Source organism: Desulfuromonas sp., from assembly GCF_002868845.1.
In the GTDB taxonomy this organism is placed as follows: Bacteria; Desulfobacterota; Desulfuromonadia; order Desulfuromonadales; family BM501; genus BM501.
The window spans coordinates 1-16247 of the sequence record NZ_PKUB01000007.1; the positions used below are offsets into that span (position 1 = coordinate 1).

General features: G+C 62.5%; 16 protein-coding genes, 1 tRNA gene and 1 pseudogene. 2 read left to right on the plus strand and 16 right to left on the minus strand.

Annotation, left to right across the window (positions count from 1 at the left end; translation table 11 throughout):
• Window positions 1-218 precede the first annotated feature (218 nt).
• From C0617_RS01850 to C0617_RS01920, 16 genes and pseudogenes are all read right to left on the minus strand, one after another.
• Entirely contained in the window at window positions 219-599 is a 381-nt protein-coding gene (locus C0617_RS01850) for a GxxExxY protein (RefSeq protein ID WP_291315319.1), read from the minus strand.
• Between the two features lie 238 nt (window positions 600-837).
• Window positions 838-1890 carry a M20/M25/M40 family metallo-hydrolase gene (locus tag C0617_RS01855; RefSeq protein ID WP_291315320.1) on the minus strand — a complete coding sequence of 351 codons (1053 nt, stop codon included), beginning with the start codon at window positions 1888-1890 and terminating at the stop codon, window positions 838-840.
• 70 nt (window positions 1891-1960) lie between these two features.
• A tRNA-Pro gene (locus C0617_RS01860) sits at window positions 1961-2037 on the minus strand.
• Window positions 2038-2154: 117 nt separating this feature from the next.
• Window positions 2155-3456 carry a phenylacetate--CoA ligase gene (locus tag C0617_RS01865; RefSeq protein WP_365888839.1) on the minus strand — a complete coding sequence of 434 codons (1302 nt, stop codon included), beginning with the start codon at window positions 3454-3456 and terminating at the stop codon, window positions 2155-2157.
• An 88-nt stretch (window positions 3457-3544) separates the two neighbouring features.
• On the minus strand, window positions 3545-3976 hold the full coding sequence (locus tag C0617_RS01870; RefSeq protein ID WP_291315322.1) for an ACT domain-containing protein: 432 nt from the start codon (window positions 3974-3976) through the stop codon (window positions 3545-3547).
• A 19-nt stretch (window positions 3977-3995) separates the two neighbouring features.
• Complete coding sequence (locus C0617_RS01875; protein ID WP_291315323.1) at window positions 3996-5300, minus strand: phenylacetate--CoA ligase; 1305 nt, start codon at window positions 5298-5300, stop codon at window positions 3996-3998.
• Window positions 5301-5390: 90 nt separating this feature from the next.
• Window positions 5391-5969, minus strand: coding sequence for an indolepyruvate oxidoreductase subunit beta (locus C0617_RS01880; RefSeq protein ID WP_291315324.1), 579 nt, complete (start codon window positions 5967-5969; stop codon window positions 5391-5393).
• The gene (gene iorA / locus C0617_RS01885; protein WP_291315325.1) at window positions 5959-7725 is read right to left on the minus strand and encodes an indolepyruvate ferredoxin oxidoreductase subunit alpha; all 1767 of its coding nucleotides are present in this window, start codon (window positions 7723-7725) and stop codon (window positions 5959-5961) included. The genes C0617_RS01880 and iorA overlap by 11 nt, the downstream gene beginning before the upstream one ends.
• A 93-nt stretch (window positions 7726-7818) precedes the next feature.
• The gene (locus C0617_RS01890) at window positions 7819-8757 is read right to left on the minus strand and encodes a hypothetical protein (RefSeq protein WP_291315326.1); all 939 of its coding nucleotides are present in this window, start codon (window positions 8755-8757) and stop codon (window positions 7819-7821) included.
• On the minus strand, window positions 8758-10383 hold a 1626-nt coding region (locus C0617_RS01895; RefSeq protein WP_291315327.1), incomplete at its 5' end, for a Na/Pi cotransporter family protein.
• A 1-nt stretch (window position 10384) separates the two neighbouring features.
• Window positions 10385-10449, minus strand: a pseudogene (locus C0617_RS16960) (hypothetical protein); the annotation flags it as partial.
• A 196-nt stretch (window positions 10450-10645) separates the two neighbouring features.
• The gene (locus C0617_RS01900) at window positions 10646-11131 is read right to left on the minus strand and encodes a cyclic nucleotide-binding domain-containing protein (protein ID WP_291315328.1); all 486 of its coding nucleotides are present in this window, start codon (window positions 11129-11131) and stop codon (window positions 10646-10648) included.
• A gap of 1 nt (window position 11132) precedes the next feature.
• Window positions 11133-11408 (minus strand): HU family DNA-binding protein, encoded by a 276-nt coding sequence (locus tag C0617_RS01905; RefSeq protein WP_291315329.1) that lies wholly within the window; start codon window positions 11406-11408, stop codon window positions 11133-11135.
• A 200-nt stretch (window positions 11409-11608) separates the two neighbouring features.
• Window positions 11609-12901, minus strand: a complete 1293-nt coding sequence (locus C0617_RS01910; RefSeq protein ID WP_291315330.1) for a tetratricopeptide repeat protein — start codon at window positions 12899-12901, stop codon at window positions 11609-11611.
• 185 nt (window positions 12902-13086) lie between these two features.
• Complete coding sequence (locus tag C0617_RS01915; protein WP_291315331.1) at window positions 13087-13551, minus strand: cupin domain-containing protein; 465 nt, start codon at window positions 13549-13551, stop codon at window positions 13087-13089.
• A 181-nt stretch (window positions 13552-13732) separates the two neighbouring features.
• Window positions 13733-14299, minus strand: coding sequence for an XRE family transcriptional regulator (locus C0617_RS01920; RefSeq protein WP_291315332.1), 567 nt, complete (start codon window positions 14297-14299; stop codon window positions 13733-13735).
• A 199-nt stretch (window positions 14300-14498) separates the two neighbouring features.
• On the opposite strand from C0617_RS01920, the gene bioB reads away from it, so the two are divergent.
• Both bioB and bioD read left to right on the plus strand, forming a co-directional pair.
• A complete protein-coding gene (gene bioB / locus C0617_RS01925; RefSeq protein WP_291315333.1) occupies window positions 14499-15482 on the plus strand; it encodes a biotin synthase BioB in 984 nt (327 codons plus the stop codon).
• A complete protein-coding gene (bioD, locus tag C0617_RS01930; RefSeq protein ID WP_291315334.1) occupies window positions 15472-16218 on the plus strand; it encodes a dethiobiotin synthase in 747 nt (248 codons plus the stop codon). The genes bioB and bioD overlap by 11 nt, the downstream gene beginning before the upstream one ends.
• Window positions 16219-16247: the final 29 nt, after the last annotated feature.

A 16247-nucleotide genomic window follows, 5' to 3' on the forward strand; every position in this document is an offset into this window, starting at 1 on the left:
TCTCGGAGGGGGGCGCGCCCTGGGGAAAGCGGTTGAGCCGCTCGGTGAGGCGGGCGTAGGAGTCGCGGGCGGTCTGGTGGGCCATTGTGTCCTCACGCAACGGGGAAAGAATTCCAAGGCGAAAGGCTTGTCTCACGCCCGTTAGCTTTGCTCACTTATGGCCGCAAAGGGCGCGAAGGCAGACCTGGGGAAAACCCTTTGAAATCTGGCATAGGATATCACAGGCCGTTGACCACGCGAAATATACCGTCCTTCAGGCGCGATTCGCCGAAGTTGATAAGCAAGCCGAGTTTTTTGCCTGACAGTCTTAGGTAGGTCAGGAGCTGTTTTTTGTGAACGGGAATCACTTTTTCCACCGACTTCAATTCCACAATCAGAGAATCCGCCACAACCAGATCGGCCCGGAATCCCTCATCAAAGGTCTTGCCCTCGTAGGTAACGGCGACCGGCACCTGCCGCTCAACCCGAATCTCTCTCCTGGCAAGTTCATAGGCCAGAACATTCTCATAGACCGATTCCAAAAGACCCGGCCCCAAAGCACTATGGACATGAAACGCCGCATCCATGACCAGTCGTGAAATATGATTCTCTTTACCCATATCATTCTCCATTGATTGGCATTCTCCAACAATGAAGACATCTTTCCAAGAAAATAATGCTTTCTGCCCTCCCCTTTGCGACCTTAGCGGCCTTAAGTGAGCAACGCGAACGGGCGTGAGGCGCCCTTGGCCTCGGGTTCGTAGCCCCTAGCGGCAGGCCCCCTTTGCGAGAAACAAGAACAGCCCCGGCGGAACGATCCTGCGGGGCTCGGAACGACATCAACAAAAAACTGAAAACCTAATAACGGGAAGAGTCGATCAGGGAAGGGTCTTCCTCCCAGCTGCGCAGAAGGAAATAACCGATATTGAACTGCTCGTGGAGGCGGGCGAGATCGACCTGTTGCAGGTTGTCGCGGGGGCCGTGCAGGCGGCCGAAGGGGACATGAAGGACGTAGGCGAGGTAGTCTTTGCCGTCGAAGAGGTTGCAGGCGCTGAAATTGAGCACCGGCAACTCGTGCGAGGAGGTGAACCAGCTCCTCTGGGGGAGCAGGCCGCCGACAAGGTTGGTCTCGAGGCCGAGGAGTAAATCTTCGGAGAAGCTCGCGCTCTGGAAGGGGACGTAGTCCGAGGAGAGCCCGGGAGAAAACGGCTCCTGCCCGAGATAGACCCCGAGGCTGTCGGCGAGCGTGCCGACCTGCTCGACCAGCTCCTCGTCGGAGATTCCCGTGGTGACGCAGTTGGGGGAGAAGGCGACGCCGACGCTGTCGATGTTGACGGCGATGAGGATGCGCTCTTTCTCCTGTTTCGATAGGCGCGCCACGTGGGCGCGGCTGCCGCGCATGCCCGACTCCTCGGCCCCGGGGAAGAGAATCCGGTAGGTGAACGGCCCCGGCGGCGACTCGCTCAGGGCGGCGGCGAGCTCGAGGGCGACGGCCACCCCGGTGGCGTTGTCGATGGCCCCTTGCGAGAGGAAGGACCAGGAGATGAATTCGTCCAGGGCCCCGTTGAGAAGGAGGCTGAGGAACTTGAGGGGATTTGCGTCGGTCTTGTCGTAATGGGCGGTGAGGTAGACGATCCGGGGAGTGGTGCCGGGGACTTCGATCAGCAGGTTATTCTGGAGGCTGAACCAGTCGATCGGCTCGGTGCGGGCCAGGTGGGTCAGGCCGAGTTCGTCGATGCGCCCCTGGAGCGCGCGGAATCGGCCCAGGTTCCCGCCTTCGGCGGCGAGAGCGACGACCGTGCGGTAAAGCGAATCGCGACCGATCTTCCCCGATTCGGGAGCGGGGGGCAAGGAAGGCGCTGCGGAGCATCCGCAAAGAATGAGCAGCAGGACTGCGGCGAAAAACTTCAAGTGACTTCTCGGCCTGGAACTCGGACAAAAAAAAAGAGGAAGGTGCGTAAACACCTTCCTCTTTCTCCGTTGGTCGGGGCGAGAGGATTTGAACCTCCGACCCCCTGCACCCCATGCAGGTGCGCTACCAGGCTGCGCTACGCCCCGTCAATCAACGAATCGGGATTATGGTGTATTTGCCTTTTGTTGTCAAGGGAAAAGTGCCCTCGCATGCGCCTTTGTGCGAACTGAAAAGTTGAATGAGATTCGCCCGTTAGGAGTGGGCTAAAGATTCCTGCGGTCGATCACCCGCTGGGCCTTGCCCTCGTGGCGAGGCATGGAGGACGGCTCGACGAGCTTGACCTTGGCTCCGACGCCGAGGGTCGACACCAGCCGCTTCTGGAGCATGTCGACGAAGGCGCGCTGCTTCTTCATCTCGTCGAAGAAGATCCGCTCGTTGACCTCCACCTGGACCTCGAGGGTGTCGGAACTCCCCTCCCGCTCGACGACGAGCTGGTAGTGGGGTTCGCACCCCTCGACCTGGAAGAGGACCTCTTCGATCTGGGTCGGGAAGACGTTGACCCCCTTGATGATCAGCATGTCGTCGCTGCGGCCCATGGTCTTCTCCATGCGCACGTGGGTGCGACCGCAGTCGCACGGCTCGTAGTGCAGCCGGGTGATGTCCCGGGTGCGGTAGCGAATCATCGGGAAGGCTTCTTTGTTGATGGTGGTCAGGACGAGCTCGCCCACCGAGCCCGGGGGCAGGACTTCGCCGCTGTCCGGGTCGATGATCTCGGCGATGAACTGGTCCTCGAAGATGTGCATGCCGCGGCGGTGCAGGCACTCGCCGGCGATCCCCGGGCCCATGACCTCGGAGAGGCCGTAGTTGTCGGTGGCGACGATGCCGAGGCGCTCCTCGATCTCCCGGCGCATCTGTTCGCTCCAGGGCTCGGCGCCGAACAGCCCGACCCGCAGGGCGAGCCCGGCCGGGTCGATGCCGACCTTTTCCATGCGGTCGGCCATGGTCAGGGCGTAGGAGGGGGTGCTGACGAGGGCGGTGGAGCGGTAGTCCTGCATGATCATCAGCTGCTTGTCGGTGTTGCCGCTCGACATGGGGATGACCGAGGCGCCGATGCGCTCGGCCCCGTAGTGCAGGCCGAAGGCCCCGGTGAAGAGGCCGTAGCCGAAGGCGACGTGGACGATGTCCTCGTCGGTGACCCCGGCGGCGGTCATAAAGCGGGCGGCGAGCTCGGTCCAGCTGTTGAGGTCGGCGCGGGTGTAGCCGACGACCGTCGGCTTGCCCGTCGTCCCGGAGGACGAGTGGATGCGCACGACCTCCCGCAGGGGGACGGCGAACATGCCGTAGGGGTAGCCCAGGCGCAAATCCTCCTTGGTGGTGAAGGGGAGCTTGGCCAGGTCCTGCAGGGTGCTCACGTCGCCGTGCTCGATGCCGAGATCCCGGAATTTCTCCTGGTAGCAGGGGACGGCCCGGCAGACCCGCTCCAGGGTGGAGCGCAGCCGGGTCAGCTGGAGCATCTCCAGCTCATCCCGGGAGAGGCATTCGTTGACGGGGTCCCAGATACGCATGGGACCGACCTCGGAGTTAATGACGTTTCTCGACTTGTTCATCTAAGTTCCGAATATCGCAGCAGGTTTGGGGCAAGGGTGATCGTGGCTACATCTGGTAGACCCGCTCCCCTTCGAGGACGGTGATGCCGTTGGCGGTGAGGACCTTGATCGCCTCCTCGGGGTTGTCGAAGCGGAAGATGATGACCGCGTTCTCCCCGCAGCGCTCGACAAAAGCGTACATGTACTCGACGTTTACCTGTCCCGCGTCGAGGACCCGGAGGATGCCGCAGAGCCCGAGGGGCCGGTCCGGAACCTCGACGGCCACCACCTCGGTCTTGTTGACGGTGAAGCTGTGCTCCTTGAGGGCGGCCTTGGCCTGGTCGGTCTTGTCGACGATGAGGCGCAGGATGCCGAAATCGGAGGTGTCGGCCAGGGACAGGGCGCGGATATTGACCCCCGCCTCCCCGAGCACCCGGGAAACCTCGGCCAGGCGGCCCGACTTGTTTTCGATGAAAATGGAAATCTGCTCGACTTTCATGGATCCCCCCTCCTTTATTTTAGTTTTTCTCGCGCTTGTCGATCACCAGCCTGGCCTTGCCTTCGCTGCGGGCGATGGTCTTCGGCTCGACGAGGCGCGCCTTGCAGGTGACCCCGAGCAGGTCCTTGATCTCGTCCTGGATCTGCACCGAGAGCTGCTGAAGCACCTTGATTTCGTCGGAGAAGGTCCCCTCCCCCACCTCGACCTGGACTTCGAGGGTGTCGAGGTTCTCTTCCCGGTCGACGATGAGCTGGTAGTGGGGCTCGATCCCCTCGATGTTGAAGAGGACGCTCTCGATCTGGGAGGGGAAAACGTTGACCCCGCGGATGATGAGCATGTCGTCGCTTCGGCCGCTCATGCGCTCCAGCCGGGCGTGGGTGCGGCCGCAGACGCAGGGCTCGGTGATGATGCGGGTGATGTCCCGGGTGCGGTAGCGGATGAGGGGAATCCCCTCCTTGGTGATCGTGGTGATGACGAGTTCGCCCTTTTCGCCCGCCGGGAGGACCTCGCCGGTGTCGGGGTCGATGATCTCGGGAATGAAGTGGTCCTCCCAGATGTGCAGGCCGTTCTGGGCCTCGACGCACTCGATGCCGACGCCGGGTCCGAGGATCTCGGAGAGGCCGTAGATGTCGATCGCCTTGATGTTCAGCTTGGACTCGATCTCGCTGCGCATCTGCTCGGTCCAGGGCTCGGCCCCGAAGATGCCGACCTTGAGCTTGAGGGCCTTGAAGTCGATCCCCTGCTCGGCGGCCACCTCTGCCAGGTAAAGGCTGTAGGACGGGGTGCAGGTGAGGACCGTGGAGCCGAAGTCCTGCATGATCATGAGCTGCTTGAGGGTGTTGCCCCCGGACATGGGGATGACCGAGGCGCCGAGCTTCTCGGCCCCGTAGTGGGCCCCGAGCCCGCCGGTGAAGAGCCCGTAGCCGTAGGCGTTGTGAATGACGTCGCCCTTGTGGGCCCCGGCGGCGACGAAGGAGCGGGCCATGAGCTCGGCCCAGTTGTCGATGTCGCGGCGGGTGTAGCCGACCACCGTCGGCTTGCCGGTCGTCCCCGAGGAGGCGTGGATGCGGACGATCTGCTCGAGGGGAACGGCGAACAGCCCGTAGGGGTAATTGTCCCGCATGTCCTGCTTGAGGGTGAAAGGCAGGCGCTGAAGGTCTTCAAGGGTCTTGACCGTGCCGAGGCCGACCCCGGCCTTGCGGAAACTCTCCCGGTAGAACGGAACCGTGGCGCAGACCCGCTCGACGGTCTGCTGAAGACGCTTCAGCTGCAGGGACTCGATGGCCTCCCGGGGCAGGGTTTCGAATTCGTCATTCCAGATCATGGCGGCACCTCAAAAACCAGGTTCGGGGATAAAGGTGAAAGGTTCGAGGGCCAGAGCCCAAAATCACGCGCGGGCGGTAACCGCCCTGTCTCAGACGCTTCTGCCGAGGGTGAAGGCCTTGAGATTCACCTCGAGGAACTTGGCCGGCACCAGCTTGTTGAGCGCCTCGACCCAGGTCTCCTCCTCGAGCTCGAGAGAGCGGGAGAGGGTCCCGAGCAGGGCGACGTTGGCGGTCTTCAGGTTGCCGGCCTCGCGTGCCAGTTCCATGCCGTTGACGATCTTCGCCCCGGGGACCGCGGCCTCGATCTTGGCGGGAATGTCTTCGGGGTAGGCGCTGACGCCCATGGAGACGGTCGCCGGGATGACCTTCAGGTCGTTGGCCACGACGTCTCCGCCGGCCCGCAGCGAAGGCAGGTTGCGGTAGGTTTCGAGAAGCTCGAAGCCGAACAGGATGTCCGCCTCTCCCTCGGGAATGAGGGGGGAGAGGACCTTGGGGCCGAAGCGCACGTGGGAGGTGACGCTGCCGCCGCGCTGGCTCATGCCGTGGATCTCGCTCTTCTTCACGTCGTGGCCGGCGAGCATCAGGGCCTCGGAGAGGACCTCGCTGGCGAGCAGGGTTCCCTGTCCGCCGACTCCTGCCAGAAGGATGTTTTTCACGCTATTCGTCATGGGAAACTCCGAAAGCGTCGAAAGTGCAGACCTGTTCGCAGACCCCGCACCCGACGCACAGCAGTTTGTTGACCACGGCCTTGCCCTTGCCCCCCTCCTCGGAGGTCCATTCGATGGCGGGGCATCCGATCTTCAGGCAGGCTTTGCAGCCGGTGCACTTCTCCGGGTCGACGATCAGGGGCGGACGCCTTTCAGCGCCGCCGCGGCGCTCGAGCATGCAGATGCGCCGGGTGATGACGACCGAGGGCTCGTCCCTGCCCATGGCCCCTTCGAGCGCTTCGCGGGTCGCCGGAAGGTCGTAGGGGTCAACGACCTGGAGGTCCTTGACGCCGAGGGCGCGGCAGAGGGTCTCGATGTCGACGGTAGTTGTCTCTCCGCCGTCGAGGGTGTAACCGGTGGCGGGGTTGTCCTGGCGGCCGGTCATCGCCGTGGCGCTGTTGTCGAGGATGACGATCGTCGCCGGGACACGGTTGTAAACCATGTCCATCAGGCTGTTGACCCCGGTGTGCAAAAAGGTGGAATCGCCCATGACGCCGACAACCTTCGACTTCTCGGCGGCGGGCACGACCCGGTTCAGGCCGGAGGCGTTGCTGATGCCGGCCCCCATGCAGACGCAGGAGTCCATCGCCGAGAGCGGCGGCAGCGCGGCGAGGGTGTAGCAGCCGATGTCCCCGGTGACGAAGGCGCCGAGCCTCTTGAGGATGTGAAAGAGACCGCGGTGGGAACACCCCGGGCACATGGCGGGGGGCCTTGCGGGCAGGGCCTCCTCGACGGGATGGGCGACGGGGGCCTCCTCGCCGGTCAAAGCGGTCTTGACCCGGCCGGGGGTCAGTTCGCCGCAGATCGGGAAGATCTCTTTGCCCTGAACGGCGATCCCCATCGCCTTGACCTGCTCCTCGATGAAGGGGTCGAGTTCCTCGATGACGTAGAGAGTCTTGAAACGCTTCGCGAAGGAGCGGATCAGGTTCTTCGGCAGGGGATAGACCATCCCGAGCTTGAGGACGGAAGCCTCGGGCAGGATCTCCCGGGCATACTGATAGGAGATTCCCGAGGTGATCACGCCGACGTCGGAGGTCCCCTCATCGATCCGGTTGAAGGGCTGGGTGCAGGCCCACTCCTCCAGGTCGACGATGCGCTGCTCCACGAGGGGGTGGCGCTTGCGGGCGTTGCCCGGGAGCATGACGAGCTTCTCGGGATTGCGCTCCAGGCACGGCTCGGGCAGGCCGGTGACCGGCTCCTCCAGGGAGACGATCGACTTGCCGTGGGAGATGCGGGTGTTGGAGCGGAGCAGGACCGGGGTGTCGAACTTCTCGCTGATCTCGAAGGCGAGGCGGGTGAAGGCGCGGGCCTCTTCGCTGTCGGCCGGCTCGAGCATCGGCACCTTGGAGAAGCGGGCGTAGTGGCGGCTGTCCTGCTCGTCCTGGGAGGAGTGCATCTCCGGGTCGTCGGCGACGACGAGGACGAGTCCGCCCCGCACCCCGATGTAGGAGAGGGTGAAGAGGGGGTCGGCGGCGACGTTGAGTCCGACGTGCTTCATGGCCGCCAGGGCGCGGGCCCCGCCGAAGGAGGCGCCGATGGCGACCTCGAGGGCGACTTTCTCGTTGGGCGCCCAGGAGGAGTAGATTTCAGGGTAACGGGTAATGTTTTCGAGGATTTCGGTGCTCGGGGTCCCCGGGTAAGCCGAGGCGAGCCGCACCCCGGCCTCGAAGGCCCCCCGTGCGATGGCCTCGTTTCCAGAGAGAATCGCTTTGTTCATGCTACATCCCAATAGGTCAAGAGAAGTGTTCTAAGGTACTCATCAGAGAGGCGAAATACGAGCTGTGAATATAGCTCACCGGGCGGATTATTGTCAATCGCTTCGCCCGGGGAAAGAGGCCTCTTTCCCCGGGCCGGTGAGGAGAATCCCTTCCAAGAGGCCGAAGTCGCTCACCGTCAGGCGCTCCCGGCCGAAGAGTTCCATCAGCCCGAGCACCAGGCGCGTCCCGGGAACGATCAGGTCCCCCCTTCCCCGTTCCATGCCGGCAAGGGCTTCCCGCCCTTCGGGAGGCAGCCCCTCCAGGAGGCCCAGGGTGTCGCGAATTCCGGAGGTGATAAGGAAGTGGTTGTTGACCCGGCGCCAGTCGTATTCAGCCAGTCCCAGGTCGAGCGCCGCGAGGGTGGTGACGGTGCCGGCGGTGCCGACCAGGGCGAAGCCGTCGAGGGCGCCGGCCCCCCACCCCGCCCGTTCCAGGTCGGCCCCGATGCGCCGGAGGACAGCGGCGATGTGAATGCGCTGCTCAGAATCGCCGGGAAAGGACTCGGTCAGTTGGACGGCCCCGACGTGGTAACTGCGCCGATAGGCCAGTTCTCCGCCGGACCGGAGCATGATCTCGGTGCTGCCCCCGCCGACGTCGAACAGAATGCAGCGGACGGGCTTCGGGGAGAGCCCGGCGAGGATGCCGCGGGCGCAGAGCCTGGCCTCCTCGGCCCCGTCGACGATCTCGAGGGACAGGCCGGTCTCAGCCTTCACCCGTCGGCAAAAAGCAGGACCGTTCGGAGCCTGGCGCAGGGCCTCGGTTCCGACGGCCCTCGTCCACCGCACGCCGGCCCGGTTCGCCCTTCCGGCAAAGGCGGCCAGGGCCTGAAGGGTACGATCGAGGGCCTCCCTGGAGAGGTTCCCCTCTGGAGAGTAGCCTCCTCCGAGCCGGGTGATGACCCGATGATGCTCCACCGGGACCAGGCCGTCGCTCGTCACGCGCCCCAGGAGAAGGCGCACGGTGTTGGTTCCGACGTCGATCGCGGCGAGCACCTATTTGTCTCCGACCACCGCCTGGGCCACGTTATAGACGTGGTCGCCGATTTTTTCGAAGTTGTGAAGCATGTCGATGAAGATGAGACCAGGCAGGACCGCGCACTCGCCCGTATTGAGGCGCGAAATATGGTTGTTGCGGAGGGTCTCCTCCATGCTGTCCACCGTGTCTTCCATGTGGTGGGCCTTTTCGAGGATTGTCTTGTCCCCCCGCTCCAGTCCGGAAAGGACGAAGGCGAGGAATTTGCGGGTCTGTTCCGCGATCTCGCCGATCTCGCCGACGGCGATATCGGAAAAAACGATTTTCTGGTTTCTTTTGCGCTGACCGAGGGACCAGAGATTCTCGCAATGATCCCCGACGCGCTCGAGGTCGTTGACCATGTGCATCAGGGAGGCGATCTCCTTCGACGCCTCCTTGGAGATCGACTTCTGGGAGAGCGCGACGAGGAAATCGGTGATCTCTTTTTGCAGGAGATCGATGGCCTCCTCTTTCTTCTCCAGGACGGCGATCCGTTTTTCGTCCGGTTTTTCCAGGTACAGGAGGGACTCGTCAAAGACCTCGAGAGCCAGCTGCCCCATCCTCTTGGTCTCCGCCCGAGCCTGTCCGAGAGCGATCGGCGGGGTATTCAGGACGCGGTTGTCGATGAACTTGAGATGGAACTCCATCTCCTCGTCTTTTCCGCGGATGAGCGCCGTGGAGAGTTTGGCGAGGAGTCCGACAAGGGGCAGGAAGATGATGACGTTGACGATGTTGAACAATGTGTGGGTGTTGGCGATATGCCGGGCGATAAAAGGCTTGTCCCCAATGCTTCCCCCGAGGGCCTCGGCCTGGGCCTGGGTCTGGATCACCAGGTCCGCGTCCCCGGGGGTGATGGACGATATAAAGTCCATGAAGAAGGGGAAAAGCAGGAGCATGTAGGAAACCCCGAGGGCGTTGAATAAAAAGTGGGCGAAGGCCGTCCGCCGCGCCGCCAGGTTGGTGCCGATGGCCGCCAGGTTGGCGGTGATGGTCGTACCGATGTTCTCCCCAAGGATCAGGGCCACACTCGCATCGAAAGAGAGCAGGCCGCTCGTGGCCAATGCCAGGGTGATTCCGATGGTGGCGCTGCTGCTCTGGACAATGACCGTCAGCAGGGCGCCGATCAGAACGGCGATCAAATGGTTGTCGCCGACCATGGTGAAGATCTGGCGGAACTCCTCGCTGGTCTTCACCGGGTCGAAGGCGTGCTTCATGGTGGAGAGGCCGAAGAAGAGGATGCCGAACCCGAGAATGATCTCCCCGGTGTAGACCCACTTGCGGTCGCGCCCGAACAGCTTCAACCCGGCGCCGATGCCGATGGCGGGGAGAGCGAACTTGGTGATTTTGAAGGCGATGAGCTGGGCGGTGACCGTCGTGCCGACATTGGCCCCGAGAATGACCCCGATGGACTGGACGAGGGACATGAGGCCGGCGTTGACGAAGCCGACGACCATGACGGTGGTGGCGGAGGAGGACTGGATGATGGCGGTGACCGCGAGGCCGACGAGGGTGCCGACGACGCGATTGGCGGTGAGGGCCCCAAGGATCTTGCGCATCCTGTCTCCGGCCACCTTCTGCAGACCCTCGGACATGATCTTCATGCCGAANAGAAAGAGGCCGAGGCCGCCCATCAGGCCGAAAATCAGTTTCTGGTTCAGAAGAATATCGACCATCAGTCACTCCCCTTGATTCCAACAACGTCGGTTGAAAAACGGAAGTGACTATATCGAAACAGCACCTTTTCTTCAATGAAAAAGGAGGGGCGTTCCACGGGGGGAATGAGGCTGGGGCATGCACCGGAGAGAGGGCCGGATGGTACGGAGGGATAGGGCGCGAAAATTCGGAACGCTGAGGGTGGGGCTTAGGAGGTCAGGCCTCCTCGCCGAGGGCGAGAAGGAGCATGTGCCGGTATTCCTGGGCATTCTCCCGAATGCGCTGGCTGAGGGCCTGAACGATGTTGCGCATCAGCTTGATGCCGAGAGCGGGGTTGCGCTCGCAGAGGGCGTCGAAATCTTCTTTCTTCAGAACGAGCAGGCTGGCCGCCTCGATGACCCGGGCGGTCGCGGTGCGGGCGCCGCCGTCGAGAAGGGCCATTTCGCCGAAGACGTCCTCCGGGCCGAGGATGATGATAATCCTCTCCTCCCCCTCGGCGAGCATCTTGGAGACCTTGATGGTCCCCTCCCGGACCATGTAGAGGGATTCGCCGGGCATGTTCTCGACGAAGACGGTGGCCCCCTCATCGATCCGTTTTTCGCTGCAGATGGCATCGAGGGCTTCGATTTCCCCCTCGTCCAGATTGCGCAACAGGGCGCTGCCCCGGAAGGTTTCAAAACGGTCGCCGGACTGTCTGCTCATACTATTTATTGACCCTCTCCCGCAGCTCCTTGCCGACCTTGAAGAAGGGAAGTTTTTTGGGACGGACCTCGATGACCTCACCGGTCTTGGGGTTGCGCCCCATGTAGGCCTTGTAGTCTTTGACGACGAAGCTTCCGAAGCCCCTGATCTCTATGCGTCCGCCAACAGACAGCTCCTCGGACATCGCGTCGAAAATGATGCTGACGATTTCCTCTGACTTCTTGTAAGTCAGGTTCTTCTCGTTAGCCAGTGCTTCCACCAGTTCCGACTTGTTCATATCGCCTCCCGGGAAGAAAACAACTGTCTGCTGCCGATCGCCCCGCGCCAGGAAAGAGTCTTTTTGGAACCGGCGCCCCGAGAGTCCTGCATCGGGGCTGGGCCCGTCCTGATGTCGACCGGCACGTCTGATAAGTCAAATATACTTTGCGGCAAAATCCCTGTCAATAGATATAGCGAGAATTATCAAATACTTCCGCTTCATTTCCCCTTGCCGCAGGTGGCCAGGAGGGCCTTGCCCTCCTCACCCAGCTCCGGGGGCAGGTCGGAACTGGAGAGGGCTTTTTGCAGAAGAGGGACTCCCTCCTTCACCCATCCCCGGCCGATGTAGGCCTGGCCGATCCTCATGGTCCAGCGGGGATTGTCGGGTTCCTGGCGCAGCGCGCCCTTGAAACTCTCGAGGGCCTGGTCCAGGTTCTTGTTGTGGCGCAGCCAGAACTCGCCGAGGAGCGGATTTCCTCCTCCGCCGCCGCACCCTCCTCCGCCGAGGCGCTGCAACAGCTCTTCGGCCCCGTCCAGGTCTCCCCGTCTCTCCAGAAGGGTTGCGGTCAGGAAAACGGTCTCCGACTCGACATGTCCGGACTGGAGAGCCTTTTGCCCGTGCGCCAGGGCGCCGTCCAGATCCCCCTTACGACTGCGGATGGCAGCCAGTCGGGCATGGCAGAACCCCGGCTCGATCCCGTCGGCGAGGGCCTTTTCGAGGCGCTGCTCGACCAGGCGAAACTGCCCCGCCGCGCTTAACAGCCCGACAAGAGCTTCGAAGGCCAGCAAGTTTGAGGGGTTGAGCGAGAGGGCGGTTTCCAGCGCCTTTACCCCCTGCTTCGATTTCCCGAGCCTGGCAAGAAGGGCGCCCTGTTCGAAATGAAAAAGATCCGACCGTTCCCCGGAAGGGACCCTTTCGAGGGCGGCCAGGGCTTCGTCTTCGGCCCCCTGGTGCACCAGCAGCAACACCTCCCTCAGGGCCGCCCCGCTGCTTCGGTAGCGATCGGCGAGTTCAGGGGGATAAGTTGCGAGAACGAGCTCCAGGCGGGTTTCAGCATCCAAGCCGTCTTCGGGCGCATCCCCGTCTCCCTCGCCGTCATCGCCCCCCGGGGAGCAGGTTGAACCGCATCCGGTGCCGCAACTGCCGCCGTTCGTCTTCTTGGCGAGAGGGGCCTCAGGGATCCCCTTTTCAAGCTCGGCGAGAGACTCGGCCACCCTCTCCTTGAGTTCCGGAGAGACGGCCTGCCCGGCGGCCAGGGAGAAATGGTCGCCGGCCCGGTCCGCATTGCCGGCCCGGAGACAGGCCTGCCCTTCGGAGAGGTTCAGCTCGGCCAGGCCGTCGCGAGCCTCGATCAGCAGATTGTCGAGCCCCTCAAGAAGTTCCGGGGCCAGGGTGTCCCGGTCGATACTCTCACCATGGCAAAGGGCGTCGGCCCAGCGTCTTTGCTGGAGTGCCCTCCGCCCGGCGGACAGGGGATCGCTCTTGCCGAAAATCTTATTCCATATGCTCATTCTGTTTCTGCCTTTCGGTCGTCGGGATAGACCCCGCTTCGGGTCGAAGAGTCCCCATGGTGACGGAAAAACGGAATCAATGCAAGAGGTCACAAAGAAAGCGCACCGAAGACTTTACCGGCATGCCGTGGTCGGAAGGGGGCTCGAAAGGGGAGGATGCGGTTTCGGAAAGGGGCCGAAGGGCCTCAGATGGTGGTGAACGGGGACAGGGTCCAGATCACCTTGGCGTCCTCTTCACCGACGTTGTCCCAGCGATGAGGCAGGTGGGACTTGAAGCACAGGCTGTCGCCAGGGTTGAGGATCTGTGTTTCGCCGGCGATATTCACCCGGAGTTGCCCTTCCAGGACGTAGATGAGTTCGTCTCCGGGATGATACATGTTCTGGACCCCGCTGGTGCCCCCCTTCTGCACGGTGCAGAAAAAGGACATGAACTGGGGATCGCGCAGGCCCGAAGTGAACGATTCCGTATGCATGTTGTGTTCGTCGTCATAGACGGTTTTGTCGCGATGGCCCGGAGAGGTAAAGACGACCTCATGGGTGGTGGTGACTTCCTCCACGAAGTAATTAATGCTCTTGTTGAAAACGCCGGCAAGCTTCATGAGGATTTCGACCGAAGGGATGGTCAATCCCCGCTCGATGCGGGATATCATGTTCTAAGAGACCTTGGACTTCTCCGCGAGTTCTTGGATGGTCATGTCGTTCTTGAGGCGGATGTCCTTCAGTTTTTTCCCGACGATTTTCTTTATTTTCATGACCTTCTCCGGTAATCCATTGGAATTGGCGACCTGCGCGAAACCGGCCTTTCACCCTTCGGCGCCCGTCGGGCCCTTTTCAGTGGGACACTTCGGGGGCCGGGGAGACGACCCACAAAACGACGGTCTGCCCATCGTGGCGATTACGCCAACTGTGAGGCTGGGACGCTTTGAAAGTGATGGAGTCCCCCTCTTCGACCTGGTAGCGCTCCCCCTCGATGACGAATTCCATGCTGCCCCTGAGGACGAGAGCGAATTCCTCGCCGTTGTGGACCATGCCCCCCTCGCCACTCGTGCAGTCCCTCTCCAGGGTGTCGTAGAAAACGGCGAAGTTCGGGTCCCGCAGACCTTGAGTTAGGCTGGTGATCTGGTGCTTGTCCTCGAAAAAGAAGATCGGCTCGCCATGCCCCTTGCGGGTGTGGACGACCGTCGAGCCCTTTTCGGCCTCCTGGACGAAGTAGTTGATGCTCATGCCGAAGGCCTCGGCGAGTTTCATCAGAATCTCGACCGAGGGAATGGTCAGACCCCGTTCTATTCGCGAGATCATATTCGACGAGACCTTGGAGCTTTCCGTCAGTTCCTGGATGGTCATGTCATTTTTGAGCCGCGTGGCCTTCAGCTTTTTCCCGATCAGTTTTTTTACCATGGGTGACGCCCCTCCTCAAAATGAAATGATGTTCTACCACTGCGAGAGGCGATTGTCAATACGATATGGAAATTATTCATCCAGAAGTGGTATTCCGGAAAGAGGGGGATTGTCAACCCGGCCCCGACCAGGGGTTGACAATCGGCGCCGACTCTCTATAATCAACCCCCACATCCATTTTCCAAACAAGGGTCAATCAATGCAAGGGTCATATCGGGACATTTTTCAAAAGGTCGCAGAGGGGCTCCTCCCGAGCCGGTCTGAAGCGCTGTCGATCCTTCGGGCCCGGGGCGCCGATCTGGGGTGGATCCTTGCAGGGGCCCAGCAGCTCCGCGAGAATCACTCCGCCGACCGCATCCGTCTCTGTTCCATTATCAATGCCAAATCGGGACGCTGCGCGGAGGACTGCTCGTTTTGCGCCCAATCGTCCCACCACCGCACCGACGCCCCGGTCTTCCCCCTCAAGACGGCGAAGGATATTGTGGCGGAAGCCCGCCGGGCCGAGGCCTCCGGGGCCACCTGCTACGGCATCGTCACCAGCGGCACCGGTATCGCCCCCGGTCGGGAACTGGAGGGACTCCTCTCGGCGATCAGGCAAATCCGGGCCACCACCACCCTGGAACCCTCGGCCAGCCTGGGAATCCTGACCAAAGAGACCGCCGGCGCATTGGCCGAGGCCGGGTGCGCGACCTACCACCACAACCTGGAGACGGCCCGTTCCTTCTTCCCCTCGATCTGCTCCACTCACGGCTACGAGGAAGACGTCCTGACCGTGCGCCTCGCAAAGAGTGCCGGGATGAAGGTCTGCTGCGGGGGCATTTTCGGTCTCGGAGAATCCCTGGAGCAGCGAGTGGAGCTGGCCGAAACCATTCGCGAACTGGACGTCGACTCGGTCCCTCTCAATTTCCTCAACCCCGTCCAGGGCACGCCCCTTGAAGAGGCAGAACTTTTGAGCCCCATGGACTGCCTGCGGATCATCGCCATGTTCCGCCACATGTTGCCGGATCGGAAAATCACCGTCTGCGGCGGAAGGGAGAGAAACCTGCGGGACTTCCAGTCCTGGATCTTTCTCGCCGGGGCCGACGGAGCGATGGTCGGCGACTACCTCACGACCGGCGGCCGCAATCTCGGGGCCGACCTTCAGATGTTTCAGGACGGGGAGTTGAAAATCGATGCCGACTGATTTTTCACAAAAAGGTATTTTCGTGACGGGGACCGACACCGGGGTCGGAAAGACCCTCGTGAGCGCCGCCCTCGCCCTCTTCCTCCGCGGTTTCGGCATCGATGTGGGAGTGATGAAACCGGTGGAGACAGGAGTGGACGAACCGGCCGGCCTCGGAGAGGATGCCACCCTTCTTCAGTGGGCCGCAAAGAGCGGGGACGCCCCGGACTCCATCTGTCCCTGCCGCCTGCGCCTGCCCCTGGCCCCTTCGGAGGCGGCATCCCGGGAAGGGGCGGCCATCGACCTCTCCCTTCTGCAGGATCGTTTTGAAGCGCTCGCCGGGAGGCACGATTTCGTCATCGTCGAAGGAGCCGGCGGACTCATGGTACCGATCGCCGGCGGGGTCCTGATGGCCGACCTGGCCCGGAACCTGGGCCTGCCCCTCCTGGTCGTGGCCCGGCCCGGCCTGGGAACGATCAACCACACCCTGCTGACCGTCTTTGCGGCCCGCACCATGGAACTGCCGCTCGCCGGGATGATCATCAACGGCATGCCGAACAGCCCCGACGAAGCGGAGCAATCCGCCCCTCATGCCCTGGCCGCCCTGGCTTCCGCCGACCTCCTCGGGGTCCTCCCCCGGGTCGCCGGGGAGAAACGGGAGATGGCCGAAGCACTGGCGAAACATATCGCCGCCCTCCCCTCCCTCTTCTGGCTGCTCAAAGGCCTCGGCCTGCCGACCGATCTGGCCGGTCACTGAGAGTCGATCGAGACCGGTTCTGAACCCTT

Excerpts from the sequence above, each read along its gene's own strand:
- C0617_RS01850 (WP_291315319.1), bottom strand. The coding sequence starts at position 599 with ATGGGTAAAGAGAATCATATTTCACGACTGGTCATGGATGCGGCGTTT.
- C0617_RS01865 (WP_365888839.1), bottom strand. The coding sequence starts at position 3,456 with ATGCGTATCTGGGACCCCGTCAACGAATGCCTCTCCCGGGATGAGCTG.
- C0617_RS01870 (WP_291315322.1), bottom strand. The coding sequence starts at position 3,976 with ATGAAAGTCGAGCAGATTTCCATTTTCATCGAAAACAAGTCGGGCCGC.
- C0617_RS01875 (WP_291315323.1), bottom strand. The coding sequence starts at position 5,300 with ATGATCTGGAATGACGAATTCGAAACCCTGCCCCGGGAGGCCATCGAG.
- C0617_RS01880 (WP_291315324.1), bottom strand. The coding sequence starts at position 5,969 with ATGACGAATAGCGTGAAAAACATCCTTCTGGCAGGAGTCGGCGGACAG.
- iorA (WP_291315325.1), bottom strand. The coding sequence starts at position 7,725 with ATGAACAAAGCGATTCTCTCTGGAAACGAGGCCATCGCACGGGGGGCC.
- C0617_RS01900 (WP_291315328.1), bottom strand. The coding sequence starts at position 11,131 with ATGAGCAGACAGTCCGGCGACCGTTTTGAAACCTTCCGGGGCAGCGCC.
- C0617_RS01905 (WP_291315329.1), bottom strand. The coding sequence starts at position 11,408 with ATGAACAAGTCGGAACTGGTGGAAGCACTGGCTAACGAGAAGAACCTG.
- C0617_RS01910 (WP_291315330.1), bottom strand. The coding sequence starts at position 12,901 with ATGAGCATATGGAATAAGATTTTCGGCAAGAGCGATCCCCTGTCCGCC.
- C0617_RS01915 (WP_291315331.1), bottom strand. The coding sequence starts at position 13,551 with ATGATATCCCGCATCGAGCGGGGATTGACCATCCCTTCGGTCGAAATC.
- C0617_RS01920 (WP_291315332.1), bottom strand. The coding sequence starts at position 14,299 with ATGGTAAAAAAACTGATCGGGAAAAAGCTGAAGGCCACGCGGCTCAAA.
- bioB (WP_291315333.1), top strand. The coding sequence starts at position 14,499 with ATGCAAGGGTCATATCGGGACATTTTTCAAAAGGTCGCAGAGGGGCTC.
- bioD (WP_291315334.1), top strand. The coding sequence starts at position 15,472 with ATGCCGACTGATTTTTCACAAAAAGGTATTTTCGTGACGGGGACCGAC.